22 protein-coding genes and 1 pseudogene are annotated in these 26911 nt (G+C 51.7%); 6 read left to right on the top strand and 17 right to left on the bottom strand.

Annotated features, from left to right (window positions below; translation table 11 throughout):
* Window positions 1–19 precede the first annotated feature (19 nt).
* The 8 genes from JZ00_RS15375 to JZ00_RS15340 all read right to left on the bottom strand — a co-directional run bounded on the left by JZ00_RS15375 (window position 20) and on the right by JZ00_RS15340 (window position 11069).
* Window positions 20–871 (bottom strand): DNA adenine methylase, encoded by an 852-nt coding sequence (locus JZ00_RS15375; RefSeq protein ID WP_039591817.1) that lies wholly within the window; start codon window positions 869–871, stop codon window positions 20–22.
* The gene (locus tag JZ00_RS15370) at window positions 868–3156 is read right to left on the bottom strand and encodes a DGQHR domain-containing protein (RefSeq protein ID WP_039591818.1); all 2289 of its coding nucleotides are present in this window, start codon (window positions 3154–3156) and stop codon (window positions 868–870) included. The genes JZ00_RS15375 and JZ00_RS15370 overlap by 4 nt, the downstream gene beginning before the upstream one ends.
* Window positions 3157–3697: 541 nt before the next feature.
* A complete protein-coding gene (locus JZ00_RS15365) occupies window positions 3698–5968 on the bottom strand; it encodes a TniQ family protein (RefSeq protein WP_152668441.1) in 2271 nt (756 codons plus the stop codon).
* Window positions 5965–6897, bottom strand: a complete 933-nt coding sequence (locus tag JZ00_RS29735) for a TniB family NTP-binding protein (RefSeq protein ID WP_052742326.1) — start codon at window positions 6895–6897, stop codon at window positions 5965–5967. The genes JZ00_RS15365 and JZ00_RS29735 overlap by 4 nt, the downstream gene beginning before the upstream one ends.
* Entirely contained in the window at window positions 6890–8815 is a 1926-nt protein-coding gene (locus JZ00_RS15355; protein WP_052742323.1) for a DDE-type integrase/transposase/recombinase, read from the bottom strand. Before JZ00_RS15355 ends, JZ00_RS29735 begins: the two co-directional genes overlap by 8 nt.
* A gap of 479 nt (window positions 8816–9294) precedes the next feature.
* Window positions 9295–9954 (bottom strand): hypothetical protein, encoded by a 660-nt coding sequence (locus JZ00_RS15350; protein WP_152668440.1) that lies wholly within the window; start codon window positions 9952–9954, stop codon window positions 9295–9297.
* Between the two features lie 123 nt (window positions 9955–10077).
* The gene (locus JZ00_RS15345; RefSeq protein ID WP_039591821.1) at window positions 10078–10473 is read right to left on the bottom strand and encodes a hypothetical protein; all 396 of its coding nucleotides are present in this window, start codon (window positions 10471–10473) and stop codon (window positions 10078–10080) included.
* Window positions 10470–11069, bottom strand: coding sequence for a hypothetical protein (locus JZ00_RS15340; RefSeq protein WP_039591822.1), 600 nt, complete (start codon window positions 11067–11069; stop codon window positions 10470–10472). Before JZ00_RS15340 ends, JZ00_RS15345 begins: the two co-directional genes overlap by 4 nt.
* 248 nt (window positions 11070–11317) lie before the next feature.
* Here JZ00_RS15340 and JZ00_RS15335 point away from each other — a divergent pair, with 248 nt between their 5' ends.
* A complete protein-coding gene (locus tag JZ00_RS15335) occupies window positions 11318–12229 on the top strand; it encodes a hypothetical protein (RefSeq protein WP_039591823.1) in 912 nt (303 codons plus the stop codon).
* Window positions 12230–12323: 94 nt separating this feature from the next.
* Here the strand turns inward: JZ00_RS15335 and JZ00_RS15330 are convergent, their stop codons facing one another.
* The 3 genes and pseudogenes from JZ00_RS15330 to JZ00_RS15320 form a co-directional block, all read right to left on the bottom strand.
* Window positions 12324–13340, bottom strand: a complete 1017-nt coding sequence (locus JZ00_RS15330; protein ID WP_235433092.1) for a DNA-binding protein — start codon at window positions 13338–13340, stop codon at window positions 12324–12326.
* Window positions 13341–13467: 127 nt separating this feature from the next.
* Window positions 13468–14209 (bottom strand): annotated as a pseudogene (locus JZ00_RS15325) (SIR2 family NAD-dependent protein deacylase).
* 100 nt (window positions 14210–14309) lie between these two features.
* Entirely contained in the window at window positions 14310–14669 is a 360-nt protein-coding gene (locus JZ00_RS15320) for a hypothetical protein (protein WP_412177675.1), read from the bottom strand.
* 336 nt (window positions 14670–15005) lie between these two features.
* On the opposite strand from JZ00_RS15320, the gene JZ00_RS15310 reads away from it, so the two are divergent.
* Both JZ00_RS15310 and JZ00_RS15305 read left to right on the top strand, forming a co-directional pair.
* Window positions 15006–15908 carry a site-specific integrase gene (locus JZ00_RS15310; protein ID WP_039591824.1) on the top strand — a complete coding sequence of 301 codons (903 nt, stop codon included), beginning with the start codon at window positions 15006–15008 and terminating at the stop codon, window positions 15906–15908.
* Between the two features lie 116 nt (window positions 15909–16024).
* Complete coding sequence (locus tag JZ00_RS15305) at window positions 16025–16513, top strand: antitoxin Xre/MbcA/ParS toxin-binding domain-containing protein (protein WP_046509804.1); 489 nt, start codon at window positions 16025–16027, stop codon at window positions 16511–16513.
* Window positions 16514–16553: 40 nt separating this feature from the next.
* Here JZ00_RS15305 and JZ00_RS15300 read toward each other — a convergent pair whose 3' ends face one another.
* Window positions 16554–17033 (bottom strand): lipocalin-like domain-containing protein, encoded by a 480-nt coding sequence (locus JZ00_RS15300; RefSeq protein ID WP_046509802.1) that lies wholly within the window; start codon window positions 17031–17033, stop codon window positions 16554–16556.
* A gap of 9 nt (window positions 17034–17042) precedes the next feature.
* On the bottom strand, window positions 17043–17807 hold the full coding sequence (locus tag JZ00_RS15295) for an SDR family oxidoreductase (RefSeq protein ID WP_039591825.1): 765 nt from the start codon (window positions 17805–17807) through the stop codon (window positions 17043–17045).
* Window positions 17808–17909: 102 nt separating this feature from the next.
* Between JZ00_RS15295 and JZ00_RS15290 the strand changes: the two genes are divergently transcribed.
* From JZ00_RS15290 to JZ00_RS15280, 3 genes are all read left to right on the top strand, one after another.
* Window positions 17910–18845 (top strand): LysR family transcriptional regulator, encoded by a 936-nt coding sequence (locus tag JZ00_RS15290; RefSeq protein WP_039591826.1) that lies wholly within the window; start codon window positions 17910–17912, stop codon window positions 18843–18845.
* Between the two features lie 151 nt (window positions 18846–18996).
* The gene (locus JZ00_RS15285; RefSeq protein WP_039591827.1) at window positions 18997–20106 is read left to right on the top strand and encodes an alcohol dehydrogenase catalytic domain-containing protein; all 1110 of its coding nucleotides are present in this window, start codon (window positions 18997–18999) and stop codon (window positions 20104–20106) included.
* Between the two features lie 103 nt (window positions 20107–20209).
* Window positions 20210–21214 (top strand): AraC family transcriptional regulator, encoded by a 1005-nt coding sequence (locus tag JZ00_RS15280; protein ID WP_039591828.1) that lies wholly within the window; start codon window positions 20210–20212, stop codon window positions 21212–21214.
* Window positions 21215–21635: 421 nt separating this feature from the next.
* Here JZ00_RS15280 and JZ00_RS15275 read toward each other — a convergent pair whose 3' ends face one another.
* The 4 genes from JZ00_RS15275 to srpB all read right to left on the bottom strand — a co-directional run bounded on the left by JZ00_RS15275 (window position 21636) and on the right by srpB (window position 26902).
* Window positions 21636–21929 carry a LysR family transcriptional regulator gene (locus tag JZ00_RS15275; protein ID WP_039591829.1) on the bottom strand — a complete coding sequence of 98 codons (294 nt, stop codon included), beginning with the start codon at window positions 21927–21929 and terminating at the stop codon, window positions 21636–21638.
* On the bottom strand, window positions 21916–22236 hold the full coding sequence (locus JZ00_RS31975) for an antibiotic biosynthesis monooxygenase (RefSeq protein WP_039591830.1): 321 nt from the start codon (window positions 22234–22236) through the stop codon (window positions 21916–21918). The genes JZ00_RS15275 and JZ00_RS31975 overlap by 14 nt, the downstream gene beginning before the upstream one ends.
* Window positions 22237–22350: 114 nt before the next feature.
* Entirely contained in the window at window positions 22351–23763 is a 1413-nt protein-coding gene (gene srpC / locus JZ00_RS15265) for a solvent efflux RND transporter outer membrane subunit SrpC (RefSeq protein WP_039591831.1), read from the bottom strand.
* Window positions 23753–26902, bottom strand: a complete 3150-nt coding sequence (gene srpB, locus JZ00_RS15260; RefSeq protein WP_039591832.1) for a solvent efflux RND transporter permease subunit SrpB — start codon at window positions 26900–26902, stop codon at window positions 23753–23755. The genes srpC and srpB overlap by 11 nt, the downstream gene beginning before the upstream one ends.
* Between the last annotated feature and the right edge of the window lie 9 nt (window positions 26903–26911).

Raw genomic sequence — 26911 nt, 5'->3', positions numbered from 1 at the left:
TATGTACATATTCTTAAAACTAATGTGTTTCAAAATCGGTTAAAAATTTATCTCTATTCATTATTAATATTTCGGTAGTGCCACCGCGTGCAGATTTTTTTCCTGCTAGTACGCTTGATCTATCAAGGATTGTGATTGTGAAGTTTTTCTCATATAAAGCTTTAACAGAAGGATGGTTAGCGTTTGTGGATATAATATGCGCACCTCTCTTTGCGGCTCTTAATAGCGCACGTGCCAGTCGTTCTTGATCTTCCCAACTAAAAATCGATTCATTGTACTTTACAAAGCCATTGTTGTTGTGTTTGACGGTATATGGTGGATCCGCAAATACGAGATCGTTGAGCATGGCTTTGTCAATAACCTCTTCAAAGTCTGAAGTGATTATTTTTGAGTTTTTAAGTTTTTGCGCTATTTTTTCAAAATCTTCTTCTGGGAATATTACGGAACTTTTAGTTCCTATTGGTACGTTGAACTCACCTTTTAAGTTGACCCTAAATAATCCATTGAAGCATGTCCTGTTTAAATATAGGAATTGCGCTGCTTGCTCTTCGTTGGACTGGTAAGTGGTTGATCTTATTTTGTAGTAATATTCCTTGGAGTGTAAAAGTTGGTGCTTGGTTAGTTCGTTTTTTAAAGTTTTCCAATCTTCCTTTATTTGTAGGTAAAGGTTGATCAGCGCGGGATTTTTGTCCGAAAGGGTAGAGTTTTTTGGAGCGATGTGGAAAAAAACCGCTCCACCCCCCAAGAAAGGTTCGTAATAATTATTAACGACACAGGGGAAAATGTCCGGCCTCGCTTTAACGAGCCATCGTTTGCCTCCCGCCCATTTCAAGAATGGATCGACTTTATCAATTTGCTGTTCTGCTTTCATACTTCGTCCCACACAGCTTGTGGAACTCTAGTCTCTAATTGAAGGTGGACGTAATCTATGTAGTCAAAGTCCTCTAGTTTATAGGTTCTTTGCGCCGTCGCATGCGCAGGAATTCGGCGCAGCTCGTTAATTTTTTCCATCCATGATAAGTTCTTGGCAGTTTCTTTTTCTCCGGGTTCGGGGATATTAAAAACTGGCTTAAATAGTTGCCAGACTTCTTTCTTTTCTACGATTTTTTTGTATTCGATAAAGTCGAGATAGTTTTCTAGAGGTAGAGATGAAGATTCGTCGTCCAAAGATTTTCGGTATGCCTTGGATTTGATTTCCTTGTCTGAAATACCTTTTTCCCAGTAGCTTTCGCCAAATTCTTGCTTTAGTCTATTAAATAATGATAGTTGAACAACTATGTTGATTTCTTTTAGTTTCCTGTCAGCTGTAGATATACGATCCTCCGAACTTTCTTCTTCCCATTCGATGAGGCCTAGCGGATTAAAGTTCTCTGTTTCGTCTTTAATGATCTTGCAAAGTCTGAAAAAATATTCTCTAGGTCCGCCCGAGCCAAACTGAACTTTAAATTGGGCTTCCATTTTCTGAATGGTTTGAGCTTTTAAGAAGTTTATGAGTGGTGGTGTGAAATCGTCCAGTTCCAAGATTAGTTCTTCGGTGGATAGTTCTTTTGCGTCTAGATTGCGAGATGTTTCAATATGCTCGATTAAGGCTTGAAGCAGATACAGGTATCCTTGAACGCCGGTGTTTGTACTCACATAGCCCAACCGACCTGCATCCCATACCTTAAAATTGGCGTCTCGTATTCGGGAGAAAAAATGATTAATTATTTCTCTTGCTCTCTCAACTGTAGCGGTATCATTCGCATCGCTGAGGGGGCCAAGCGCATAAACTTTATTTTTTAGTACTGCTTTGCCAATGAGTCCTGATTTGCTGAGGGCTTGCTTCAGCGCTGGGACCGTTAAGCAGACGCTGTCGTTACCTTTCATTCCTTGAGTAGTAAGTTTTCCATAGAGAGGCTCACCGATATCACTATTCAGAATACTGATCAATCTGGCAGATATTGCTCCGATACGCTCAAGCGGCTTGCTTGATTCCCACTTCAACTCACCCTCTAAATCGTCTAATAGATTTTTCGGTACGGACTTCTGCTCATGATTTATCGTCACGAATAAGTTGGCTTCTTCGTTTTTTGGCAGCTTTTCAAAAGCTATAACAACAATATTTTGTGCCTGATGTTTGGAGGATACGGGGGCGAATCCATAAAGCCTGTGTTGTCCATCAATTATCCATGCTGACCGATACCTATCTGGTAGAAAAAGATTACCCCAGGTTACTCCAGTCTCTTCATCTTTCGATATCTGTTCAAAGCGAACAGAGTGGACGAAATTCATTAGTATGTTTGTAGGGAAAAAGCCGCCGAGGTTTATAAAGTCAGCGATTTTTTTTAATCGGCTCTTACTCACCAGGCGCTGATAAGATGGAGCGCCTTCAGGGTCATTAAGTGAGCGATGATTTACAAAGGATATCTTCAGAAGCTCTTTGGGATGGGATACAAAGGCGTAAAATTTCCTCCCGCCCAAAACACCTCTGATGGCCGGGACCTTCCTGTTTTGCATCGCTGGTATTTTTTGGTCTTTAAGAAATTCAGCTAGAAACTGATATCTAGCGGCGCTTCGTAAATGCTCTGAAATTTGGAGGAAGTACCTTAGCTCTCGCTCGGTGACTATGTGGATGTTTTCATTGGTTGCGAAAAGCTTATCTTCTTTGGACCATATGATATTCTGTGAAAATAATAGCCATATGATTTTTGGCTTAAAAGAACTGCCAAAATGAAATTTTACTGATTTTGAAATTGCGCCTTTTTGTGAGGCGAATTTTTCAATCTCATCAGATAAATTTACCTTTCCCATTTCATCCTGTGAGAAGCACTTTCCTATAATTACAGTTTCATCATCTTTCGCGAAAACATCAAAGGGTTCATAGATTTCTTCCTTGTTGTCGATGCAAATAAATAAGTCGGAGGTTGACTTTAATACTGGGTAACCTAGTAGGTATAGAAGTAGCCAAACTTTTCGATTGAGTCGCTCCGATATATTGATAGGGCGTCTTAATTTTACTTTGCGTTTAAGCTCTTTGAAGGGTTCGAAGCCTTGTGTTTGGTATTTGTTTCTGTCTTCCAAGGGTACAGATATTTCGATGAATTCTTTGCGGTTCTCGATAGCCGCTTTTTTTAATTCTTGAGGGCTATCTATAAATCCTTTGATCAATCGATCCATCATTTGTCCTTAAGCTAAATTTTATAATGAATAAAATTCTACCGCGTTTTTATAATTTGCAAAAAAACCCCGCATTGCGGGGTTTTTATATTTGCTATCCCTTTGAGCAGATAGGCTTTTATATCATGTCAAAGTAACGTAGCTTTTCAGCGCGCTTTGAAATGGTCGCCCCAGCCAGAAGGGGCGTCGAGACGCATTTTTCACTCTGCCTGAAATATATTTTCTGAGACGCTGGAAAACTGAAGGGAGCGTTCATACGACCTTGAACTTCGTGAGCTTAGATGAAGAGCTTCAATGAATGTGGGGCCGAATCCAAAATGCAAGGTATCAGCATGAGGTTTTGAATCTAGATATAGCAGCTATTCACATTGAAATAGATCCCAGGGTATATAACTTGCGAATGCACGATATGCTCGCAGGCAAGGGGGCGCCAGAAGATCAGAGGAAGTTTGAGGAGAGAGATGATACGTGATAGGCCAGAATCGAGCTGTAACGAAAAAGAAAAAACAGTTGCAGGGGGGGGGCGTGGAATGACGCTAATTTACTTGGTACTACCAGAGCGGACTTTTACTAGTGCTTCTAAGTCTTGCCTGCTCAACAGCGGTTGTGGGTGATCGTAGTCATAGGCTTGGTATGTCGAAATATTGTTCTCTTTGATCAGGAGGATCGCATGCTCACATGAGACACCCAGCATTTTTGCCGCTTGCTTACTAGTGCAATAATTTTCCATCAGATTGGTGAGTTTCCAAGCGTCGGCAGGTGTAAGAAATTCTTGGTTCCGTAACCTGACGGGGCTAACAAAACCGGAAGAAGCAAAGCGTCGAGCAAAAACCCGGTGGGGCATGTTAAATTTTTGCAACAAATCAGATACGTTTGTGAGGTGAGAAAGTTTTTCTTTTAAGCTGTTGACCTCGTCAAATGAAAGCGACTCATGGTGCCTAAATTGCTCACTCCTAGTAGGGCGAATTTCGCGCACGGCTATTTTCCTTAAGTCGGTGTCCGTCAGTTCTAACGCTTTCGCTGCATTTCCTATAGACATGATTTGATTGCGTGAAAAGCAAATGCCATATGTGTCGCTAGTGGGATTTATCAGTGATGCCAAATTCGCAGGAAATTGTCTTCTGTCATACACGCTCAGACAGTGGCCATTGACAAGGGGGCCTGAGATAGCATGGATGTTATGAGATTCTAACGTGCGGGTTATTTTAGTGGCAGGCACGAATAGCTCTTTGGCAAGCAGGCTGGGTGTGGTAAAGCGCTTGTAAAAATTGATCACGTCGTCACGTACGAATACTCGGCTGTTGGCGGATGAACATCTGATAAGCCCGAGGTCGCGGTAGTAAATAACGCTACTGCGATGAATTTTAAGATCGGACGCTGCTTGTTCCAATGTGCACGTTGCGAGATTTGAAGTGTCACACTCTCTGATCATCTTCCAACCCTTCAGGGAATTGGTTTTGGACGGCAGGATCTTGAGTGATTGGGTTAATGCTTCGATATCCCTAGTGCGAATGAGGAATGGGTTTCCCGCGCGGTTGATCAACGGGCTGATCTTTTCGCAGCAGTTAAGCGCTGTCTGCAAGTGTATGTGGGTTACATCGAGTTGGGCAGCCAAAGCTCGCGTGCCGATAAAAGATTTTTGAAAGGTCTTGATGTCTTCCTTACGATAATACGGGCGAGTTCGAATCTTGATGAAGGGGGTCAGTAAATTTCTTTCCGCCATAACTGCACACTCCGCGCGAGATAAGACAAGAAGCTTACCTATCATTTGAAGTGAGTGGGAGGATGATATGGTCTCTGACTCGAGTAACTGTCTTAGCTCTTTTTTTACAGCTTTAAAGTTGTCAATTTTTTTCTTGATCTTTTCGATATCTTCAGCATCATACTCATTTTTGTTTTCGGTCGCACTGGCAGTCATAAACTCATCCCATGTCGTTGAACTGACCCCGAGCAGTAGTCTAATTCTGTTCGCGCTCAAAACTCGACCGCGTCTGATTTGCTTGGGTAGCAAGCTCACCAAGGGTGCGACGTTAGGGTGCTCTTTATTGATCAGTGTGCTCAATATTTCTGCTTGGACGGAATCAAGAGAGTTCCAGATGTCGGGAAGAGTGCGTTTCAGTCTCTGTAAGTCCCCGAAGACTACCGAAATGGCAGCGTCAAATACGCTGTGATCTAATGTTCTGACCGTATTTCTCGCGACGCCAAATGCACTGATCACTGACATAAGTGAGTCCAACTTTTGCTGATCTTGTTGCTCAAATATCTGCATCAAGCGCTGTTCAGGAACGCAGATGTCTCGGGAACATTCGGGTGAATCCAACTCTTTACCACAAACACAGTATATCCAACCTTGATTTCTCAACGTAAAGCGTCGGTTGCATTTGGGGCAAGCAAAAATCAATTCACGATGGTGTACAGGACAATACCGCGAGAGGCAAAGGTCGTGGATTAAAATCCCTTGGCCTGATTTTCGGCATTCGCTACACACGGGAAAATTTTTCGATCTCAACAACCGCCGTCCGACTTTTACGGCTCCGAGTAGAAAAGCACCAGACGGTGCATCTTGATCGGCCAGCGGATAGAACCCGCTCCGGATAGCCTGCCCTAAGGATGCGCCTACCTGAGCGAGCATTATAGATTGGTATCGATTTCCCTGTATCAGGGTACCTCCGGTTGCGGAGTAGCCATATCCAAGAAAGTATGCGCCGAATCTGGAAACAGTTGTGTAACCATTTTGGCTGGCCAGCCTGTAGAGGACACTGCTGGCACTTTCGCCAGGAAGAGGTAACGGGATAAAGTTAAGAGTTTTCATCTGGCCCTCTGGATTTTGTCATAGCAAGAAGCCAAGGTCATGGCAAACGGATCTGAGGTGATGCTTAACCTCAGGTCGATCAATTTGCTAGCCTGGTCAAAGTCGACCAATTCCAGCGTCTTTCGCTGATGTGCCAGCATGTGTTGGGCGGCGCCGTGAATGATCAGCCTGATATATTCCAAACTGCCGGATGTCGCTAGGTAGAGGCGCGTGGCGATATCTGAATCGGTAAGATGAGCTCCGGATTGAAGGAGTCCCTGCGCGTAAAGTTGCTGGTCAAGGCACCCTAGCAATACCATGAAATCTGAGCCGCTATCCTCACTAAAGGTGAGATACCGAAGTTCAATAACAAAAGGAAAGCGGCGGGCAAGAGCCGGGCGTTGATCTAACAGAAACTTGCATTCGGGAGCACCCGCCAGGACGAAGGATGTCATGGTGTCGTTCATCATGGTGATGAGCCAATCAATGGTAATCCCTCGGGTTTTTTCCGCTTCAGGCCTAGCCAAATGGTGAAACTCGTCTAATTCGCAGACTTCCACCTTGCAAGCCTTAAGTAACGCCATCACCCGATAGCTCAGCTCTACAGTATCCCCCCGCAAATCAGGCCCACCCAGTTCACGCACCAATTTCTTCGCGAAACCTTTCACGGTGACTGGTGAGGGGACGCTGCAATAGAACGCAGGTCGCACGGTGGTGATGCCGCCCGGTTCAATAAGCTCGTAAGGGGCGCCGAACGAATCTCTGAACAGCTTGAGAAGAGTCGATTTTCCGCTGCCTGTGGGGCCCACTACTAAGGCCGAGGTGGGAATTCCGCGCTGTCGCGCGGTCTCTACGCTCTTCTGAAGCATGGTGTAGGCGTGCAGGTAGGCTGGAAACAACACCAACTGTTGGGCAAAGTCTCGAAGCCATTGATTATCTGAATTAGTCATGGCGCACCTGAACCATTGTGCTCGACCTGAGTGGGGTCCCTTCGAGCAGCGTGACTTTTGGAAGCTGTACAGGTGGAGTGGGCTGATTAGGTTCGTAAGTAAGCAATGTGGGTTGGAGATCTCTGGATTCCGCCGTGTCCGATTTCTGGCTTTCTGCCAACCGCGCCAGACGTTTATGTGCGGCTTTGCTTTTGTCGCTGCGCAGCGCCAGGATGAACTTGACTCGAAGATCGCGAGCGGTCTTGAAGTCGAAAGCTTTCCGTTCACTTCGCAGTTGTTTTTGCACCAAGCGATGCATTTGCATAGTGAGGCCGTTCTGATACTCCGGATCCACCGATTCAACTGGAAATAGGTCTTCGGGTCGGTCCGGATGGCAAATCCAAACGGTTCCCAAGTCACTGATGTCGAAGAACAGTGCGAGTCTTACTTTTTTCGGACCCCGGGTCGCCAGTGCGGGTACCGCAGGGCCGGTCCATTGAAGTTTTGCGAAGCCTACCCGGCCGTTAGAAGGAAGCACCGTGGTCTTGCTCAAAAACAGGCGCTGAATGTCCGAATCACTGTACCTTCTTGGCGGAAATTGTTTATCAACGCATTTGTTCCAAGTGTTGAGAGGGGAGTCGTTAAGAGACCGATGAAAATTCTGGTGATAAATCTCCAGAAATTTGCTGAATCCCTCTTGGAGCTCAACAATGGTATACGTCGCGTTTTTCTCCGAATTGTAATCCCCACGCTCCTCAGGGGCCGAAAATGTCGTGCCACTCAAGTGGTGGGCAAACTGAATATTTTGAGTTTTAAAAAAACGTTCGACGTGGGGCTTCTGGTCGGGAGTATAAGGCTCACAATAAATAACCCTCGCGCCCAAGAGTTGCATGATGTAGCCGATTTTTTTGCCTGCAAATTCACTACCATTATCCATGACGTAGGTGGTTGCAAGACCGTTGCAGGGCAGATCTGATCGGAGCGACTGTTTAAGCGCACGGAGCGTCTTTTCGATGCAGGGAGGGTTGATGGAGATGTCCCACCCAATAATCATCCTGGACGTGACATCGATCAGCACTGTGAGCCAAGCTCGACCGATTACCTGGCCGCGCTTGTTGACTACTAGGACATCCAGCATTTGCGAGTCACATTCGACGCGCTCCAGCAGATGCGAAAGCGGCTGGGTTTTTCGACTGAATTTCTGTTTCTTGAGTGCTTTCTGATGCCCCAGCTGCGCGACGTCTTTTTCGTAGGTGTCGTACTGTTTAATGATTCGCCAGATGGTTGATTTACTTGGAATGCTCAGTTGGTCGGTCACCGGACGCTTACTGTTAAGGTCTTCCAGGCTGCACTGAATAACATCAGTGACCTCTACGATGCTGTGTGGCAATTCGATGAGGTAAAGCTCCTGCACCCAATTGTCGATAATCTCAGCGACGACGTTCGGTTGCAGGTCGATCAGCCGACGCCGACGTTGCAAGGGCGAGCGAATCAGCGCGATAGGATTTCCACCGGCCTGCCGATAGAGCTTCACCCAGCCATATAGGCTGGTGTAGCAGGGAGGATGGGGGTCTCCGATTTGTTCGCCGATATCACGGATCAGGGCTACAGTTGCTGGCCGCGGCAACCCCCTACCGAGATTCGCCTCGGCGGCGCGAACATATTCTAGGCGTTTGTCCAATTGGCGCCGCTGCTCTTCGCTCAGGTCTGCCACGATGCGTTGCACATTGTGTTCCAGAGGTGCGTCCTGCATGCGAAACAAATTTCCACGGTGAAATGCTTGACATAGGCGATCCAGCGTATGAATGGCAATGTGGGTGCGCCTTGCTATGCTCCGCAAGTGGGCCCGCTTATCGTCTACGGCGATGACCAAATACACCTCTGTATAGAACCGCCATTGCTCGCCTGCCTTCATGTTAAATTCGTTGAGAGTGGCCATGATCAATCCTCAATGAGTGTGGTCGGCGATCGCCAGGGTCGTTAGTCCTTGACACTAAAGTGCAAGAGGTCGCCATTGCTGCCTAATTCGGAAGACGCTCCCTGTCAATTCGCAAATCTAAGGGTAGTGAACCGTAAAGCTCCAAAACCAAGTCATGCGCCCAAGTCGATAATTCTCGTTGCTTCCTGGTCTTTAAAGACTCCAGAAATATAAAGTCCCGAATGACGTGCCTAATGTGGTGTGCAAATATAATTTCGCTATCGTCGTAATTGCTCTGTGATAGAGGCAACGGCAGGTCGTAGGCTAATAATTCTTTGTGTGATAATAAATTAAATGCTTGTTTGCTTTGTGCCTCGATCGATAAAGAGCATTGCATGTTGCTGTACCTACGAGTGGTTGATGAAAGGCGTCATGGTGAGCCCAATGGGGCTTGGCTGACCACGTGTTCACATTGAATAATGCCAAGGCTTAAGATTGGATTACTGGATCCACACCATTGTTTCGCCGGTGATGGGTTTTCGTAAGTTGCAATGAATCGCATTATAAAATAATGCGTGGGCGATAGCCGTAAACGGAAAAGTATTAACCATTAGCTGTCGCAACGGTACTGAGCGCGGCTGCTGATGGAGATACTTCTGGATAGCGGCATCTGTTCGACCATCGTCGTTGTATGCGTGGTAATACAGGTATTCGAGGTTACCAGTCCGTGTGGTGTGATAGAAATGGTGTAGTGGCAGACATTCCAGCAGGCAGTTCTGTTCTCCCAGTAATTCGACAATTTTTGACAAACGGATCCTGACGCGCTGGCACTCCATACTCTGATCATTCTTGACTTCAGCCAGCTGCTGTTCGCCGCTCACAAATGTGATCTCGAAATCGGGCGTGTAGCTGACCTTGATTGCCGCAATAGTTATCGTGTAAGGATGAATTAGGTAATAGAGGACGTCCCGCCTACGTTCCAGCTCTAAGCAGAATGCCGCTTCAAGTAACGACTCACACATCAGAGGTCGATTGTTTTTCCTCGAAGGAAAAATAGTCACGCGGCTGCCATGCCTGCCGTGGTGTGGCAAGCGGGTGGCGCTGAAAGTGGCAATATGAGCCAGCCGGTTCTGAATGGTTTCATGATTTGATGAGAGCATTTTTGACTCCAAATCAACAGGTCGCGTAAATTGGTTAATACTGCGTTTCAGAGCCTTCAGCACTCCAGAACATGGCTCGGTCGGGCTACGTGATATGTCGTACCGCTGTTCTAATTGAAAGTTTTAAATCTCTCGCTGATTGTCTGCGTAAATCTCTGGATTTGACTTCCGAGGTTTTTGGATCGCCTGAACACCCGCGCGCGTGGATAGAGCTATTGCAGGCTTGACTTCAACCAAGCGCTGCGAACCGTCTGAGAAACTAACCAAGTAATAGTTAATGCCAGTGAACTTCAATGTGAACGGATGAGCTACATAGCGGTTGACGTCGGCGCCGCGCTGGCGTTTCAGCCAGAACGCGGCCTCAAGGGGCGTGGCGCACACCACGACCGAACGGTTTTTCCGCGATGCGAGTTTGGTCACTCGACTGCCCCTCCGCCCATGGCGCTGAGGTACTGTCTCGACAGCCGTGGCCACTTCGCTGAGCTGCTCAACCAACCCTGTTGTAATGAATGTGGTCATGGCTGCTTACCCAGGACATGCATGAACTGGGCTCCCCAGGCCATATCAACTCTGGCATTGCGAGCAATGTTTGATGCTTTGATCAAATAGCCGAGCGTTGCTCTCAGTTGCCCGACGCTTCTCGCATGAGAGATACTGACGCCCCCTGGAAGAGCCCTCACTGGCAGTATGTCCTTCAGCCCCCGAGCCAGACCGGTAATAGTCGATTCTAGGGGCGATCGCGTTTCGATATCCGTGTGCGCCGGGTAAAACACCGCCCGCCAGAAAACTCCGTTCAACAGTTTACAACAGAACAGAGCTGGGTCAGCGCAGATGACCAAGCCAGGCTGCTGTAATAACGCGCAGCCTTGATGTGAAATAGTCAAAGTGTTCAGCGGATCTGAAACCGATGGACACTTTAACGTGATCGTGTAACAGAAAATCTGATTCGTAAGGCCGACCGCCATCACGGTCAGATATGGCCGCTCGTACGCGTATGGGCTATAGGAGGGAACAGAAATATCCCGGACTAGAATATCCAGTTGAATAACATCGAATTCAATCACTAAAGAAGTCGGATAGGTATCCAGTTTGCCGAAGCCTGAGTACGTGTTCATGACGGCTCTCGTTAGTGCAGTTGTATATATAAAGGCGGTCAGTTATTTCCAAAGCTTGTTAGTAAAAAAACTACATCTCCTGGCGTTAAGTATGTGCCTCTCCTTTTGCGTTGACCACGTTCAAAGTAACTGTCTAAAATAATCAACGCATTTACCGCGCAAGGCTTTAGATCGTGCCTTGCAACAGCGACATCAAAGATTAAAAACCGCGCATGTTGATAATGCCGATTCAGACAGGAGGTGGATCCATGCAAATGCCTCTACTCGATCGAACCATCCGGCAGCTTCGAGCTCGCGCGTTTTGCCATGCTGCGGCGGAAGTGAGTGGTTATGCGCACACTCCTTCTGCAATGGCAGTGCCTTATCGCCGATTGCACCCGAATATGGAGCGGGATTGGGCCAAGCAGTGGCGTCGTGCATTTGGCGGAACGACCATTGCCAGCGGGGTCCGAGAGGATTTTTTCAGCCGCTTCGCGGTACTTGAGTCGCTATTTTCCAATCCGCTGTGGAGAGTGATGTCCGAGTCGCCTGTGGCGGGGTATTGGGATCAGTTGGCCGATACCATTCGCGTAGACGATCGCCCATTGGATGGTGCGTCGGGCAAATTGACTAAGTGCGTATTCGACCGGGTGGACTGGTCATGCTTCTGCATTCATCTGGTGTTGCTCAGAACTCGCCACCGCCATTTTGAGATTTATCGCCAGTGGGAGGCGAAGAATTTTGTTCAAGCTTTAAGTTGGGTCAGTTTGCAGTCGCCTTTTGTGTTTATCGCGGACGCATTTATCGGCCCACTGCAGCCGTTATTCTGCGACATGGAAGTCGATTTCGATTTGGTACGCAGTACCTCTTGGACAGCCTTATCCCGATTGCAGCAGGAAAATTTACGACTCCTTAAACTCAGCAGTCTGGCTGGGTGGCTGTCGGCGCAGGATCAGCAGTTGGCATTGTTGTGGTGGAATCTCTCGCCCACACAGAGGTATGCCGAATTAGATAGGCTGTATGATTGCGGTGACGGTAAAGAGCGATTACCAGACGCGATGTCAAATGCCTGCTACCAGGCCTGGCGCAGAAAACGTCAATGCTGGCTAGACCATCCGGTGGCCTTGAACGGCTTTAACTGCGGTTTTCCACACGAGGGGCTGTTATATCGGGCGGCTTAATGTGCAGGGTATCCCAACTCGAACCGCGAACGCTTTAACTTCAAGGGGGGGCATGAATGCGCGCATGCCTTGATCGGGGAGTTGAAGTCCTGACTCATGGCCCATCGAAGTCTGCATCACAGCGCTTGCGTCCCGTAATAAGCGTCTCCAGCTGCGCCAATTGGCGGCTCATAGTGCGCAAGTTGCGCAAGTCCTGCCGTCGATCCAGCACGCAGTGACGAGCTTTCTCGCGCATCACCGAAAGCTGCAGCTGGAAAGTCGCCGCTTCGGCTTGGGTAGTGTGGAGTTTGACCTGTAGCTCCTGATACTCGTTGACCCGATCATTCAGTTCTTGAGTGCGATTGCGCAGCGCCCTTTCAGAGAGGGTGTGCTCGGCACTGAGTCGTTCAAGGTCCCGATAGACGAGGCCGAGTTCATCCTGTTTGACCAGCAGTTGCTCCTGCAGTGACCGGAGTTCGTGCCGAAGCAGTGCCACCGTTGATTCATAGCGGGAAGCTTCGTCCTGGCGTTGCTGCCTGGCCTGCTCGCGAAAATGCAGCAAGCCGTCCCGGGCATGAGCCCGCTGCTCTTCCAGCGACCGCAGTTGTGAGGCCCGTTCCTCCAGCAGTTGCAGGTGGTGACTTTCAATCGCCAGCAGTCGCTGCCGTTCACCCTCGCTGTGCTGCATCTGATCGTTCAACTGGCGATGTTCCTCCCGGAGAGCCAGGAGCTCGGCCAGGACGTAATCCTTACTCTTCTGCAACTCGTCTTGGCGAGCCTGTTCCACCTCACGTTGGTGCTGATAGGCCGCCTGTTGACGTTCGAGCCTCGCCCGGTCGGCGACGACGGCCTGTTGCGCCTCGTTTGCCAAGCGCTGCGCAAGGCTCCCGATGAGCGTCATAAGCTCCTCGCTCAGCGATACCTGGGGGGGATGGGGCTCTTCGTTGATCAGCTCTTTGAGAAAACGCTGAATGGTCGTCTTCGAGCCCGTATGACCGAGTTCCGCTCGGATTGCCTCAATGCTTGGGCGCTGTTCACGAGCGAGCAGGGCATCCCGTGCCCCGCGTACTATTGCTTTATTCACCCCAGAGCGAGCCATTTCAGACTCCGACAAGGCCGTTAAGTGATTCATTATGCTCGCCTGCCGTGGGCGCGGGCCCCAGACCGACGAAATGTGCTGCTTGGGTTAACGCGACTCAGGCCGCGAAGCTAGCACCCCGCGCCCTTCTGGTGCACCACGCTGCCACCTTCTCCGGCGATCACCCAGCGAGCATAACGTCGATCAAATGGGGTAGGAGTTGCTCAGCCGATCCCATCACTATCAGCTCTTTTGGCTGGTCCAGGCCCACATCGACTGGATTGATATGAATGATCGTGGCCCCGGCACCCAATGCAAGGTCGGGCAGGCCCGCGGCGGGCATGACGACGCCGGAAGTGCCAATGGACAGCATGACGTCACAACTGCCTCCACGCCGCCATGGGCAGGTCTTCTCCAAACCACACCACGCCGGGCCACAAGCGGCCGTTACAGCGTGCACAGCGAGGGGGTTCGACCAATTCGCCTTTTGCCAATATTGGCTGCAGGTCTGACGGCCGCTCAGCAGGACGATGACAGGCAAAACATTTCGGCGTCATCAGGCTCCCATGCAGGTGAACGACGTCTTGGCTGCGAGCACGCTCATGCAGATCATCGATGTTCTGGGTGATGACCGTGACTTGGCGTTCGCCCGTGGCGAGCCGCGGGATCGCCCGATGCGCAGCATTCGGTTTGGCCTGCATCATCTGTTGACGACGCCACAGGTACCAGCCCCAGACCAGTGGCGGGTTTTAGCGGAACGCCTTCGCCGCTTCCAGGCGCTCGGAGTCATGTTGCGCCCAGAACCCGGTCAATGGATCGCGGAAGGTTGGGATACCGCTCTCGGCCGAGATCCCTGCACCCGTAAATACTGCGATATGGCGCGCCTTGCGCAGAGCCCTGACGGCGTCTTGCACTGCATTCATACCCAAGTTCTCCTGAGGCGTGGCCTTGGCCCTCTTGGGGGCGGCCTGAGTGCTCGACCATACGCCTAAAAATGCATCATGGCGTGAGCCACCCTAGGTGTCAGCCGCCGTCTTGGAAGAAATCGTTGCGGATGATCAGGCCCAGCTCACCTTCGACCGATCCGGAGTCCGCCGCGAACCGACCTGCCGTCCGACGACCCTGACGGAGGTGGGCGAGGGTGGTAAAGAAGCAGCCTTCGCACAGATGCACTTCATAGCGTTCACCATCGTGAGCTGAGCCATACCCCCAATGCGCTGCGAGCGTCCCATATTGCAGGTTTCCGCTGGCCAGCCGTGTCGATTGTTCACACAGGTCACAGCGAACATCGGTGACGGCCTCTATTTCCACGCGCCCTAGAATCTTCATCATCGTGCCCCAAATCAGATTGTTTCTATCAGCGTAGAGGTCAGTGGTGCCCACGTAGGTCAATCGGCCGTGCGGGGTGCTGGCCTTTGGGCACGTTGTCTGATGCTCACTGGTGCTTGGCTAGACTCATAGATAGGTGAACGGTGCGTCGGCGTCCGAATCTCCGGAGGTCATGACAAGAGGGCGCCGGGCCGTACTGTGCGTACCGCACTACCGACGCGGTTACAGCCGATTATTTCGTACCGTTTGAGCAGTACGAAATTACAGGTGTACAGCTCCGTATATAGTCGCTGGACGAACACGATTCTGAGGTTTGAGAAGCCTGCATTCTCAAACTTCAGCCAAGAATACAGGCGCTTGGTGAGGTTTTTGCGGTACGGAGCTAGAGTCATGAGCGATCCCGAACACTATCGCCAGGCGGCCCGGCGTGAGAGCACGGCCCGCCGTTATGCGCGAGTCATCGAACATTTCGAAGCGGAGTGGGGTGGCCTGCTGCCGGCCAGCCAAGCCAGTGTCGGGCGCTACCTCGCTGAGCACGCTGATCGTTTTTCCCCCGGCACGCTGCGGACCCACTTGGCGGCATTGGCCCAGTGGCACTTGCAGCATGGTTTTGTCGATCCGACCAAAGCCTCTACCGTGCGCGACGTGCTTCGAGGGATTCAAGCGTTGCACACGCGGCCTACCGTACAGGCCGAGCCGCTGCAACTGCAGGAATTGGAAGCCTGCGTTGAGGCGCTGACGCGAGAAGAACAGGGCGATCAGGCCGTGGTGCGGTTGCGTGCCTGCCGTGATCGGCTGCTGCTGTTACTGGGGTTCTGGCGCGCGTTGCGCAGCGACGAGCTCTGCCGACTGCGCATCGAGTTTATCCGGCTCGATGCGGCCAAGGGACTGACGCTGTTTCTGCCCAGCAGCAAGACTGATCGCGCCAACCTGGGCCGGCAACTCAGCGTCCCTGCACTCACTCATCTCTGCCCAGTGCAGGCTTACGAGGACTGGCTGGGTTGTAGCGGTTTGCTCGACGGCCCGTTGCTGCGCAATGTGGACCGTTGGGGGCGAATAGGTGAGGGCTTACACAGCTACAGCATCCCTCGGATACTCCGGCGGATTTTGCAACGTAGTGGATTGGAAGGAGAAGGCTATAGCGGACATTCGCTGAGAAGGGGCTTCGCCACCTGGGCCAGTGCCAACCAGTGGAGCTCCAAAGCCTTGATGGATTATGTTGGGTGGCGCGACGTGCAATCGGCGATGCGCTATGTCGATGCGGAGGCCCCCTTTGGCACGTTGCGGCGCTGAGTCACTGAAGGTGTCCACCGAGGGTCGTAAACCACAGCGCAAACCACGAAGCATGCGGAGTGTGACAGAGTGGACATTTCAGCATTTGGGGAGCATTTCACTAGGAGCCCAGGGCCGTGAAACAGACGCGTTTATCTACTGCAAGGGCGCAGCCAGGTTCTGCGGAGCGCCAGGGCTGCAAGCCGACGGCGTATTTGATCGGGGATCAGCCGGTGCCGCCCAGCTCACTGCGGGTATATCTCATGGTGCGTGCCGGCTTCACATTGACGGATGTGAAAACCATGATTTCTTCATCAGCTCTCTACTGCGATGCAGGCATTTTGAAGCGGGTGATGGGACGGTCAGTTTGCACGCTTCAGCGCAAGGCGCGGGAGAGTGGTAATGCGCGGTTGAATGCTCAGCAAAGTGCTATCGCTTTTCACTATGCCCGTGTACTTGAGCATGCCACAGCGGTTTTCGGCTCTCAGCTACAGGCAGAAGCCTGGCTTGGGTGGCCATGCCGGCATCTTGAAGGCTACGTGCCGTTGGATATGGTGGAAAACGCGGTTGGCTTCCAGACTGTCGAGGCGTATTTGCAAAGGGTAGAGATGGGCGTCTACCAGTAAGGCTTACGCCCACAACGGCGAGCGTCTGGTGTTGGGGGAGTCATCCCCGTTTCACCGGGGTTAATAGGGGAGTTGGGGGCTTCACCCTACGCCAGCGAATCCGAGCGTCTACGACTCGTCCGCTGGACTGATATTGACTGAAGTTACCCAGCTGCAAAATATCTCCAACAAGCTTCACCGTTCGGGGCTGCACCTGGCCTATCCAATTCGGGAACATTGACACTGCGATGGTGTGGGTGAGCTCACCCGAGTCTTCGTTCACATTGAAGGGGCCACCATAGGAGATGTACGAGAGGCCTTGAGCGCGGTACTCCCCATCAGTGCCCGCAAACCAGTCACCTGAGGAGAACGGTGCCCGATTGGGCATGCTCAGCTGAGCCGACATATAGCCATCTGCTGTGTAGATTATGAAGCCTTCAGGATATTCGCCAAAGGGGTATACAGGGGCAGATCCGTCCACTGGGTATTCTGTGTAGGACTCGAGCACCCAGGTTCCAATCAGTTTTTCACGCATGCCCATGGTCGTACCTCACATCGTCTGCTGCATGTCGTTGTCGATTGGCAAAAGCTGTCCAGAGATGGATTTGCCTGCGTCCGACGCCAGAAAGACTGCTAGTTCTGCAATGTCCTTCGGGTCCACCAAGCGTTTGAGGGATTGAACCGAAAGCGCCTTGTTACGCTCTTCCTCCAACGAGTTACCGCTGAGATTGGCCCTACCTTTGAGCACGTTGTCGAAGCGTTCACCTTCGACAGCCCCGGGCAAAATGGCGTTGACACGAATCCCATACGCGCCGAGCTCCCGTGAAAGGCTCTTGGTGAAACCAATCAGTCCCCATTTACTGGTCGAGTAGGGGGAGCGATCGGGATAGCCCAGTCGTCCCGCAACAGAAGACATGTTAATGATTGAGGGGTGGGATGAACGCTTGAGCGCAGGGACGGCCAAGCGCGTAACATTGAAGGTCCCATTCAAATTTATCTGCATGACCTTGTCCCACTCATTGGGATCAAGTTGCTCAACGGGAGCGGTGGGGCCGGATACCCCGGCGTTGTTGACGAGCACATCTAAACCGCCCATGGCTTCGATAATTTCTGGAATGCCGAGTTCGAGGCTGCTGCGATCAGCTACATCGCACACTGCGGCGCGGATAGAAGGATGCTCTAATTTAAGGCGGCTTAAGCCCTCAGTGTCGATGTCGACTACCGTGACGTCGGCGCCGCGGCTGTTGAAAGCGAGCGCGATCGCATAACCGATACCAGATGCTCCCGCTGTTATCAGTACTTTCTGCTTTGTCATGGTCGATTCCAATAGAGTAGGTCTGCCACAACATTAAAATCTTGCGAAGCTATCCATGAAATTGTTTATCGTTATGCGACCTATCATTAGGATGGATTGGTCATGGACCTATCGCGTATCGACCTCAACCTCTTGGTTTCGCTGGACACGTTACTGGCTGAACTGAACGTGACCAAGGCAGCTACACGCCTTCACATCAGCCAGCCAGCAATGTCTGCACAGCTGTCACGCTTGCGCGAGCTCATGGGCGATCCGCTGTTGGTCCCTATACAAAAAGGCCGGAGCATGACCCCTACGGCCCGGGCCTTGGCGTTGCGGGGACCTCTTCGCTCGGCATTGAAGACTCTCGGCTCAGTCATTCAAAGTGAGTTGGGTTTTGATCCTTGGAATGACAAGAGGGTCTTCCGGATAGCCGCCTGTGATACAGCCATGAGCACCATCTGCGAGCCGTTGATCGCTTCACTCACCAAGCACGCAGGCACGCAGATTCAGGTGTCTCTCAATGCCGTTGATCCTGGACTCATAGGACGGCAAATGGAGGAGGGTTTTTTCGATCTGCTGATCGACTCAAGCCGCGGCGTTCCGCAGGGGGTAAAACTCACAGCACTGGGGAACGATGAGTTCGTCATGGCGCAGCGCAAAGATCACCCTCGTGGACGCGAGCCTCTTACCCTGGATGGGTACTGTGAACTCAATCATCTTGTCGTATCGCCAGAACGGGAGAGCTTCAGGGGTTACATGGATGAGTATTTGCGCTCCGCTGGCATGAGCCGAAGGATCCACCTTACCGTGCCGACCGCTGGGATGGTCCCAGGGGTCCTGATGTCGACGGACTTGGTCTGTACGATGCCTCGCATGCTTATTCAGGCCCAGCACGAAGCCATCGAGACGTTTGAGTTGCCGTTTAAAACCGAGCCTTTCCAACTCGTGATGGCTTGGCATCCGAGGGATGATGCAGACCCGGCTAATCGCTGGCTGCGTCAGTTGGCCCAAAATCTGGCTGCATCACCTCAACCCGCACCGAGCGACGCCAATTAATTTCGTTATCTGGATAGTGGCTACTGGGCCTGGATAGCCACGTTTGAAGTCGAGCGGATAATTAGAGCTGTGGCCGCCGATGCGCCGGTCACACCTTAACGGCTCCCAAGAGCCCCACAGCCCTGACAACGAAAAAAAGAGGGTTTGCTTCATGCCAGGTACGATGTTGGCCGCTCGCCTCCACGAAGTTGGTGGCAAATTTACCGTGGACGAAATTCCTCTTCCTGATGTTGGAGAGCATGACGTCCTGATCAAAACTGCCGCCTGTGCTGTTATTCCCAACCTGCGCAACGTCGTCACAAACTTCCCGGAGTGGTACCCGTTTCTACCGCTGCCTGAGCTGCCTGCTGTGTTCGGTTTGGACGCCGCTGGCACCGTGGTATCGGTTGGTCGCTCTGTGAAAGGTTTCAAGGAAGGCGACCGGGTCTACGTCAATCCTGGATTGAGTTGCGGTACATGCAGACATTGCCTGGCCGGACTTCCGACGCGGTGCGCTAGCTATACCTTCATGGGCTATTTCGGATTCAGCCCGTCTTCGAAAGAGGTATTCCGCGAGTATCGCCATGCCGGGTACGCCCAATTTCTCCGAGCACCTGCGCGTAACCTGATCACTTTGCCTGACGACTTGTCATTCGAGCTAGCCACACGCCTTGGATACCTAGGTACTGCTTACTCTGCGTTGAAAAAGCTCGAACTCACGCCAGGTCAGAGCTTGCTGGTACTGGGGGCTTCTGGAACCTTGGGTATCGGTGCGACACTGGCCGCAGTAGCGATGGGCGTGACGGATATCATCGTGGCAGCACGAGATGGGACTGCACTCGAACGGCTCCGCCAACTGGCCCCAAAGCGCATTCGCACCCTGCAGATTACAAGTACCGATTTGCGTTCCAGCATTCGTGAAATGGCTCCGTGCGGAGTTGATGCAGTCGTTGATACGCTCGGCGCGAAGGCTCCGGCGGAGCTTTCTGTTTCGGCCATGAACGCCGTTACGTCGGGAGGGAAGATCGTACAGATCGGCGGAGTCAGCGGACCTATTCCTATCGATCCTCACCCGTTCATGTGTACACAGCTTCATTACATCGGCTCCCTGTGGTTCACCACCACAGAAGCCCAGGAGCTGATGGCGTTGATCAGAGCGGGATTGCTCGACACCAATCAGTGGGCACCTCGAACCTACACGCTGGATCAGCTCAACGAAGCCCTTGAAGACATCAAAGCCGATGGCAGCGGCTTCCTGAACTATCACATCGTGCACGGCTAATGGCGGAGCATGGCGACGATACAGATCGTCGCCATGACGTTGTTCTCAGTTCCCTTTTGTTGCTAGGTTGCTCGTATAGCTCATTGCCTTTGAGGGGCTCTCCATGGCCTGGCCCAACGTCGCCCCATTTGTACCAACTGATAAGATTCTCGCGGATTTCAGCGTCTGCGAGTCGTCCAATCTTGAGGAGGCAGTGCTGTGCGGTGAGCGGATGTTTTGCAAGAACCGGCTTGAAAAAAAGGGAACCGAGTTCAAAGCTCAATTTTTTTATCGGTCGGCTGGCGAGGCTGGGGTTGCCAGAATGTCCTTTGGGGGAGAGGTCGCTATCCATCCGGGGAAGCTGGATAATTTCGTGCTGGTCCAGTCGGTACTCACTGGACATGAGCACGTTATCAGTGATCAGTTACGCCTCAGTTGCAACCCGGGGCATACCACCGTTTTCAACTACCACCGGCACTCCTTCTTCAATCATTTCCCTGGGACTGACAAGCTGCTCGTCCGTATTGATCGAACGCTGCTGGAATCGATGCTTCAACGTCAGTTGGGGAGGAGTATCAAGCAGGACATTTTCTTTCAGCCTCAGTTGCCAATGGATACCTTCGCTGGCCAGAATTGGCTGCAGACACTGGCGTGGGCTTACAGCCAGCTGTCGTCCAAGTCATTACATTCATCGCATCTACAAAACCTAATTGGTGAGGTGCTGGCCTCTTCTTTGCTCGAGTTCCATGAAAGTAATCACAGCCAGGCGCTGCGGGATTCGGCCGAAAAGAAAGTAGTCCCCGCAGTTATACGGATGATTGAGGAGTTCATGGAAGAGCATGCTCAAGAGCCCATCACGATCTCGCAGATTGCAAGGCACGCTGGCGTGACTGCTCGAACAGTTCAGCTGAGTTTTCAACGCTTCCGCGGACTGTCACCGATGCAATTCTTGAAGGAGATTCGCCTGCGGCGCGTTCGTGTAGAGCTCGAGACCACTCAGCATGCTCACGTTCAAGTGTCGTCCACCGCATTGAAATGGGGTTTTACCCATCTCGGTCGATTTTCCTCTGATTACAAGCAGCGATTCGGAGAATCACCTTCCATGACGATCAAGCGGAGAGGGGGATAAATGAGCTTTGTTCAGCGTCTGCTGATGGCGTAGTTCTATGATAAATTGTAGTTAAACAAGAAGAGTGGTGTTGGACGAAGAAGTCTATCGATAGTGACTATTAGGACATTTGATTTCACCGGTTGGAGGTTTTCCATTACTGTACATCTCGATGAAGTGAGGCGCGGTACCCCCTCCTAGTACCGAGCGAGTGTCCTTCATTGCCCTTTGGTGTTGCCGCTTGCCCGCAGGCGGATTTTTTACCAAAATTCTTTAAGTCGTTGCGTCTCAAATGAGCGCGTAGTGGCCTCCACGTTGGCTCCTTGGACGGTATAAATAACCTCCCTTTACTATGGCCGTCAGGCCATAGTTTTTTTACGTCTTCGATTTGGAATAGGGTGAGGCCACCTGGGGGAAGGTGGTTGAAGTATTGCATTTAAACTTACCGAGCTCTCTCTTTATCCACGCTGGCGAGTGCCTCCTGCAAAGTGTGGAGTGCAGGTCCTAGAGCAGTAGCGAGCTGGTCAGCACGCTCTGTTGGTATCCAAGGTCGCTTACCTAAAAAAAGCTCATCGCCAAATCGTTTGCGAAGCTTGGCTATGGTATTGCTGATGGCTGGCTGCTTTACCCCTAAGCGTTGAGATGCTCGTGTCACTCCTCTCTCTTGGTACACCACCAAGAAAGTGATCAAACTATTTATGTCTGCATTCAATAAGATTTTTTCAAGGCTCTGCATGTTGGCTCCGTATTTCACTATCCATAAATAATGATCTGAAGCAGATGCTTCGGCAACTGGATGTCAAACACGCTATCAACGCTGCGAAACTCGAATTTGAAAAATGATTAATCATATCTTTTTCGTTGGTCCAGAAGCCGCTAATGATCATCGTGCTGAAGTATTTGTTTAGCGCGATTATCGAGTAGTTCATGCACCCCGGCTCGGTGCGGAGCACATTGACCAGTTCGTCTATGGCTAAAAGAACATCATCGTCAGGACGCTTGTCAAAGCGAACCTCTATCGCGCTTGCTGATGTCAACGACATTATTATTGCTCCCGATTTAAAATTAGCGTTAGCTCGCCACTTTAGGTCGAAGAATTTATTCAAGCATTCTCTTGAAAAGTAGGGCAGCACTTCTGCAAGCCGCTGCCCAGATTCTCAGTTTTGACTTACGCTCCAGCCGCCCCCAAGGGCTTTGTAAAGCTGGACTTCACTGTTGATTTGATCGAGCTGATCATTCAATAGCTTCTGTTGTGAGGCAAACAGTTCGCGTTGGGCATCCAGTACTGTCAAGTAGCTATCAATGCCCTGGTCGTATCGCTGCTGCGCTAAGCCAAAATACGATTTATAGTTATCAACCAATTCGTTCTGAGCATGAAGCTGCTTGCCATAAGTTCCCCTCGCAGCGAGGCCGTCGGATACCTCCCGGAAAGCCGTTTGGATACTCTTTTCATAAGTCGCAATACCCACATCTTTCTGAATTTCAGCGTAATCGAGATTGGCTCGTAGCTTTCCTGCATTGAAGATCGGCACACTGATTTGTGGAGCGAAGCTCCAGCTTTCAGATCCGCCGTTGAACAGTCCGTCCAGATCGCTGCTGGCTGAGCCCGCTGACGCTGTCAGGCTTATGCGTGGAAAAAATGCCGCACGAGCCGCCCCGATGTTTGCATTAGCGGCCATAAGTTGATGCTCGGCAGAACGGATGTCCGGTCTGTTTAGTAGCAGATCCGCTGGTAGCCCTGCTGGAACCTTCCCTATGGCACTCATGGCCAGCGGCAAGTTTTGTGGCAAATCAGTTGGAATCTTACTGCCCAGCAACAATTGCATTGCGTTTACATCCTGCGCGATACGCCGGGTGTACAAAGCCTGCTGTGCCTGGGCTTGGTTAACCAGCGTCCTCGCCTGTCGAACATCCAGCTCCGACGAAGTACCCGCCGCTGCACTGGACTCGATCATTGCCAAGCTTTCGACGTAGCTGGTCAGCGTCGCTTCGGTCAAATCCAAAAGTGCTTGGTCGGTTCGCCACAGAAAAAAAGTGGTTGCCACATCGCCTATCAGTGCGATCTGAACGCTGCGTTGCGCCTCCTCAGTAGCCAGATACTTTTCAAGCGCTTGGCTGGACAAGCTTCGGATTCGGCCAAATAAGTCCAACTCGTAGGCAGTCACTAGGCCGACTTGGTACTGGCTATCGATCCGAGAATCGCCGGTGGGGGACAAATCATCAGGCAAGCGAGTTCGATTTCCAGATGCTTCGCCATCAAGTGTGGGAAACCGCTCCGCTCGTTGGATACGGTAAAGCGCTCTGTAGGATTCAACATTTTTGGCAGCGATTCGAAGATCTCTGTTGTTCTCCAACGCCGCATCGAGGAGGCGGACCAGCGCTGGATCTTTGAAGAAATTTTTTGCCTCGGGGAGAGCCGCCGCGATACTACGCTGCTCTCCCTGCCCGCCGTAGGCCTCGCCCGTTGGCCATTGCGCCTGCACAGGGGCGGCTGGCTGCTGGTAGTCGGGCATCAAGCTGCATCCGCTGAGCATCAGCAATGCAAAGACGGGGAGCGACTTAAACTTCATGAGTCACCTCCTTGACCGCTTTTGGCTTTCGTTTCATGAGCCCCTCGAAAAGCTTGACAACTACCACGTAGAACAGCGGAACAAAGAAGACGGCCAGCACGGTTGCTGTGATCATGCCTCCGACGACGCCCGTAGCAATGGAGTGCTGGCTCCCAGCGCCTGCGCCCGATGCAATGGCCATCGGCAGCACACCGAATGTGAATGCCAGCGAGGTCATCAATATCGGACGCAAACGCAGCTTGGCGGCCTCTATCGCAGCTTTGACGATCGGATAACCTTCCTTTTCATACAGCTCTTTTGCGAACTCCACGATTAGGATGGCGTTCTTGGCGGACAGGCCAACTGTCGTCATCAAGCCCACCTGGAAGTACACATCCGCCGTCAGGTCGCGCCAAAGCGTTGCCAGCACGGCGCCCAAAATACCCAGAGGAACAACCATGATCACCGAGACCGGTACCGACCAGCTTTCATACAGTGCGGCCAGGCACAGGAATACGATCAGCACAGTCAATGCGTAGAGCAACGGTGCCTGGTCGCCAGTCTGTATTTCTTCATAAGAGAGACCGGTGTAGCTCAGACCGATGCCAGCAGGCAGCTTTTGCATGATTTCAGCGATGGCAATCATCGCGTCACCAGTGCTGTATCCAGGGGCTGGCTCGCCGAGGATGTTCAGGGAAGAAATGCCACCGTAGCGCTCCAGCTTCGGTGAGCCGTTCACCCATTCACCGGTTGCAAACGCCGAGAACGGAACCATCTGGCCAAGGCTATTGCGCACGTACCATTTATCGAAGTCTTCTGGAGAGATTCGCGAGATGTCTTCGCCCTGTACGTACACCCGTTTAACCCGACCGCGGTCGATGAAGTCGTTGACATACATTGAGCCCCAGGCTGCAGACATCGTTTCGTTGATAGACGCGATGCTTACCTGCAGCGCACGGGCCTTTTCGTCATCAATGTTCACCTGGAATTGCGGCTCGTCGTCCTTACCGTTTGGACGCACTGCTTGGAGTTTGGGGTTTTCGCTTGCCAGTTGCAGGAACTGGTTTCGAGCTGCCATCAATGCTTCATGACCAAGACCGAGGTTGTCCTGTAGATACAAGTTGAAGCCCATCGCGTTCCCCATTTCCAGAATGGCAGGGGGCACGAACGCCATGACGCTGGCATCTTTGATCTTGGCAAAATGCTGATTAGCCCGTTGCGCGATGCTGAATACGTCTTGCGCAGCGCCGTGACGCTCCTTCCAATCCTTAAGAGTAATCAGTACCAGCCCCGAGTTCTGACCACGACCAGCAAAGTTGAAACCATTCACCGTCAGGAAGTGCTCAACCAACGCACCTTCATCATTGCTCAAGTAGTCTCGCACCTCTTGAAGCACACCCTCGGTGCGCTCCGCTGAAGCATTTGCCGGTGTTCGCACTTCGATCATCATCAAGCCCTGATCTTCGTTGGGCAGGAATGCCTTCGGGATCTGGGTGAACAGATAGCCGGTTCCTCCAGTGATCAGCAAGAACGCAAGCAGGTATCTACCGCGCCCCTTCAGCATTGCACCGACGCCTCGCTCGAATCGCAGAGTGCCGCGGTCGAAGATGCGGTTGAACCAGCCGAAGAAGCCCTTTTTCTCGTGGTGGGAAACGCCTTCCGGAGCTTTGAGGATGGTCACGCAAAGTGCTGGAGTGAACACAAGCGCGACAAAGATCGACAGCCCCATGCAGACCACGATGGTGATGGCGAACTGTTGATAGATGATGCCAGCGGATCCACCAAAGAAAGCCATCGGTACGAACACAGCCGACAGCACCATGCCGATACCCACCAAGGCCCCGGAAATCTGGTCCATCGACTTACGTGTAGCCTCAAGTGGCGTCAGCCCCTCGTCGTGCATGAGCCGCTCAACGTTCTCGACCACGACGATCGCATCATCGACCAGCAAGCCGATGGCGAGCACCATGGCGTACATGGTGAGTACGTTGATACTGAGGCCGAAATAGGGCAGAAGTGCGAATGTGGCGAGCAGCACTACGGGAACTGCCAGGGTGGGGATCAGTGTGGCCCTGAAGCTCTGTAGGAATAGATACATAACCAGGAAGACCAGTACCACCGCTTCAAAAATGGTGTGTACTACCGACTCAATCGAGGCATCAACGACAGGTGTTGTATCGTAGGGGTAAATGACCTCTACGCCATCTGGCAGATAGGCCTTCTGCTCCTCCATCAGATTCTTGACAGCTTCTACGGTCTCCAGCAGGTTGCCACCGGTGGACAAACGCAGCGCCAGGCTTGCGGTTGGGGAGTCCTTGTATTTCGCGGAAATGGCGAAGCTGTCAGCCCCCAGTTCGGCACGTCCGACATCCTTCACTCGTACCTGTGAGCCATCCGCGTTCACCTTGACCAAGATCTCATCGAACTGGCTAGGCGTTGTCATGCGCGTCTTGCCGAGAACGGTGGCATTCAGTTGGACGCCTGAGCGAGTTGGTAGTCCACCCAACTGGCCAGAGGACACTTGGACGTTCTGTTCCCGGATAGCATTGGCTACATCAGTAGGTGTCAACTGATAGCTGTTGAGCTTGCCTGGATCTAGCCAGATACGCATTGCGTAAGGCGAGCCAAACAGCTGGAAATCACCGACGCCTGGAATGCGCGAAATGGGATCCTGAAGCTGTGAAGCGATCAGGTTGCCCAGGTCGAAGTTATCGAGCTTCCCCGAGCGATCGACCAAGCTCATGACCAAGAAGAAATTCATCTGGTACTTCACTACGCGAAGCCCCTGACGCTGAACTTCCTCCGGCAAACGAGGTGTCGCCAGTTGCAGCTTGTTCTGCACCTGAACTTGAGCGATGTCCGGATCGGTCCCCTGTTCAAAGGTCACGATGATGGTCATGCTGCCGTCAGAGGCGCTCTCAGCCGACATATATCGGAACCCATCAAGACCACTGAGCTGTTGCTCAATGACCTGGACCACCGTGTCCTGGACGGTTTGTGCAGAAGCACCTGGGTAGCTGACCTGGATCGAAACGGCAGGGGCCGCGATGTTTGGATATTGGCTAATCGGCATCTTGGCCAGCGAGAGCGCGCCGGCGAGCATGGCTACGATAGCGAGAACCCAAGCGAAGATCGGCCGGTCGATAAAGAAGCGAGACATTTACTGCAC

Origin of the sequence: Pseudomonas frederiksbergensis (assembly GCF_000802155.2) — a bacterium.
Classification (GTDB): Bacteria; Pseudomonadota; Gammaproteobacteria; order Pseudomonadales; family Pseudomonadaceae; genus Aquipseudomonas; species Aquipseudomonas frederiksbergensis_A.
This window is presented reverse-complemented; position numbering and strand designations above follow the sequence as displayed.

Excerpts from the sequence above, each read along its gene's own strand:
- JZ00_RS15375 (WP_039591817.1), bottom strand. The coding sequence starts at position 871 with ATGAAAGCAGAACAGCAAATTGATAAAGTCGATCCATTCTTGAAATGG.
- JZ00_RS15370 (WP_039591818.1), bottom strand. The coding sequence starts at position 3,156 with ATGGATCGATTGATCAAAGGATTTATAGATAGCCCTCAAGAATTAAAA.
- JZ00_RS15365 (WP_152668441.1), bottom strand. The coding sequence starts at position 5,968 with ATGAAAACTCTTAACTTTATCCCGTTACCTCTTCCTGGCGAAAGTGCC.
- JZ00_RS29735 (WP_052742326.1), bottom strand. The coding sequence starts at position 6,897 with ATGACTAATTCAGATAATCAATGGCTTCGAGACTTTGCCCAACAGTTG.
- JZ00_RS15355 (WP_052742323.1), bottom strand. The coding sequence starts at position 8,815 with ATGGCCACTCTCAACGAATTTAACATGAAGGCAGGCGAGCAATGGCGG.
- JZ00_RS15350 (WP_152668440.1), bottom strand. The coding sequence starts at position 9,954 with ATGCTCTCATCAAATCATGAAACCATTCAGAACCGGCTGGCTCATATT.
- JZ00_RS15345 (WP_039591821.1), bottom strand. The coding sequence starts at position 10,473 with ATGACCACATTCATTACAACAGGGTTGGTTGAGCAGCTCAGCGAAGTG.
- JZ00_RS15340 (WP_039591822.1), bottom strand. The coding sequence starts at position 11,069 with ATGAACACGTACTCAGGCTTCGGCAAACTGGATACCTATCCGACTTCT.
- JZ00_RS15335 (WP_039591823.1), top strand. The coding sequence starts at position 11,318 with ATGCAAATGCCTCTACTCGATCGAACCATCCGGCAGCTTCGAGCTCGC.
- JZ00_RS15330 (WP_235433092.1), bottom strand. The coding sequence starts at position 13,340 with ATGAATCACTTAACGGCCTTGTCGGAGTCTGAAATGGCTCGCTCTGGG.
- JZ00_RS15310 (WP_039591824.1), top strand. The coding sequence starts at position 15,006 with ATGAGCGATCCCGAACACTATCGCCAGGCGGCCCGGCGTGAGAGCACG.
- JZ00_RS15300 (WP_046509802.1), bottom strand. The coding sequence starts at position 17,033 with ATGGGCATGCGTGAAAAACTGATTGGAACCTGGGTGCTCGAGTCCTAC.
- JZ00_RS15295 (WP_039591825.1), bottom strand. The coding sequence starts at position 17,807 with ATGACAAAGCAGAAAGTACTGATAACAGCGGGAGCATCTGGTATCGGT.
- JZ00_RS15290 (WP_039591826.1), top strand. The coding sequence starts at position 17,910 with ATGGACCTATCGCGTATCGACCTCAACCTCTTGGTTTCGCTGGACACG.
- JZ00_RS15285 (WP_039591827.1), top strand. The coding sequence starts at position 18,997 with ATGCCAGGTACGATGTTGGCCGCTCGCCTCCACGAAGTTGGTGGCAAA.
- JZ00_RS15280 (WP_039591828.1), top strand. The coding sequence starts at position 20,210 with ATGGCCTGGCCCAACGTCGCCCCATTTGTACCAACTGATAAGATTCTC.
- JZ00_RS15275 (WP_039591829.1), bottom strand. The coding sequence starts at position 21,929 with ATGCAGAGCCTTGAAAAAATCTTATTGAATGCAGACATAAATAGTTTG.
- JZ00_RS31975 (WP_039591830.1), bottom strand. The coding sequence starts at position 22,236 with ATGTCGTTGACATCAGCAAGCGCGATAGAGGTTCGCTTTGACAAGCGT.
- srpC (WP_039591831.1), bottom strand. The coding sequence starts at position 23,763 with ATGAAGTTTAAGTCGCTCCCCGTCTTTGCATTGCTGATGCTCAGCGGA.
- srpB (WP_039591832.1), bottom strand. The coding sequence starts at position 26,902 with ATGTCTCGCTTCTTTATCGACCGGCCGATCTTCGCTTGGGTTCTCGCT.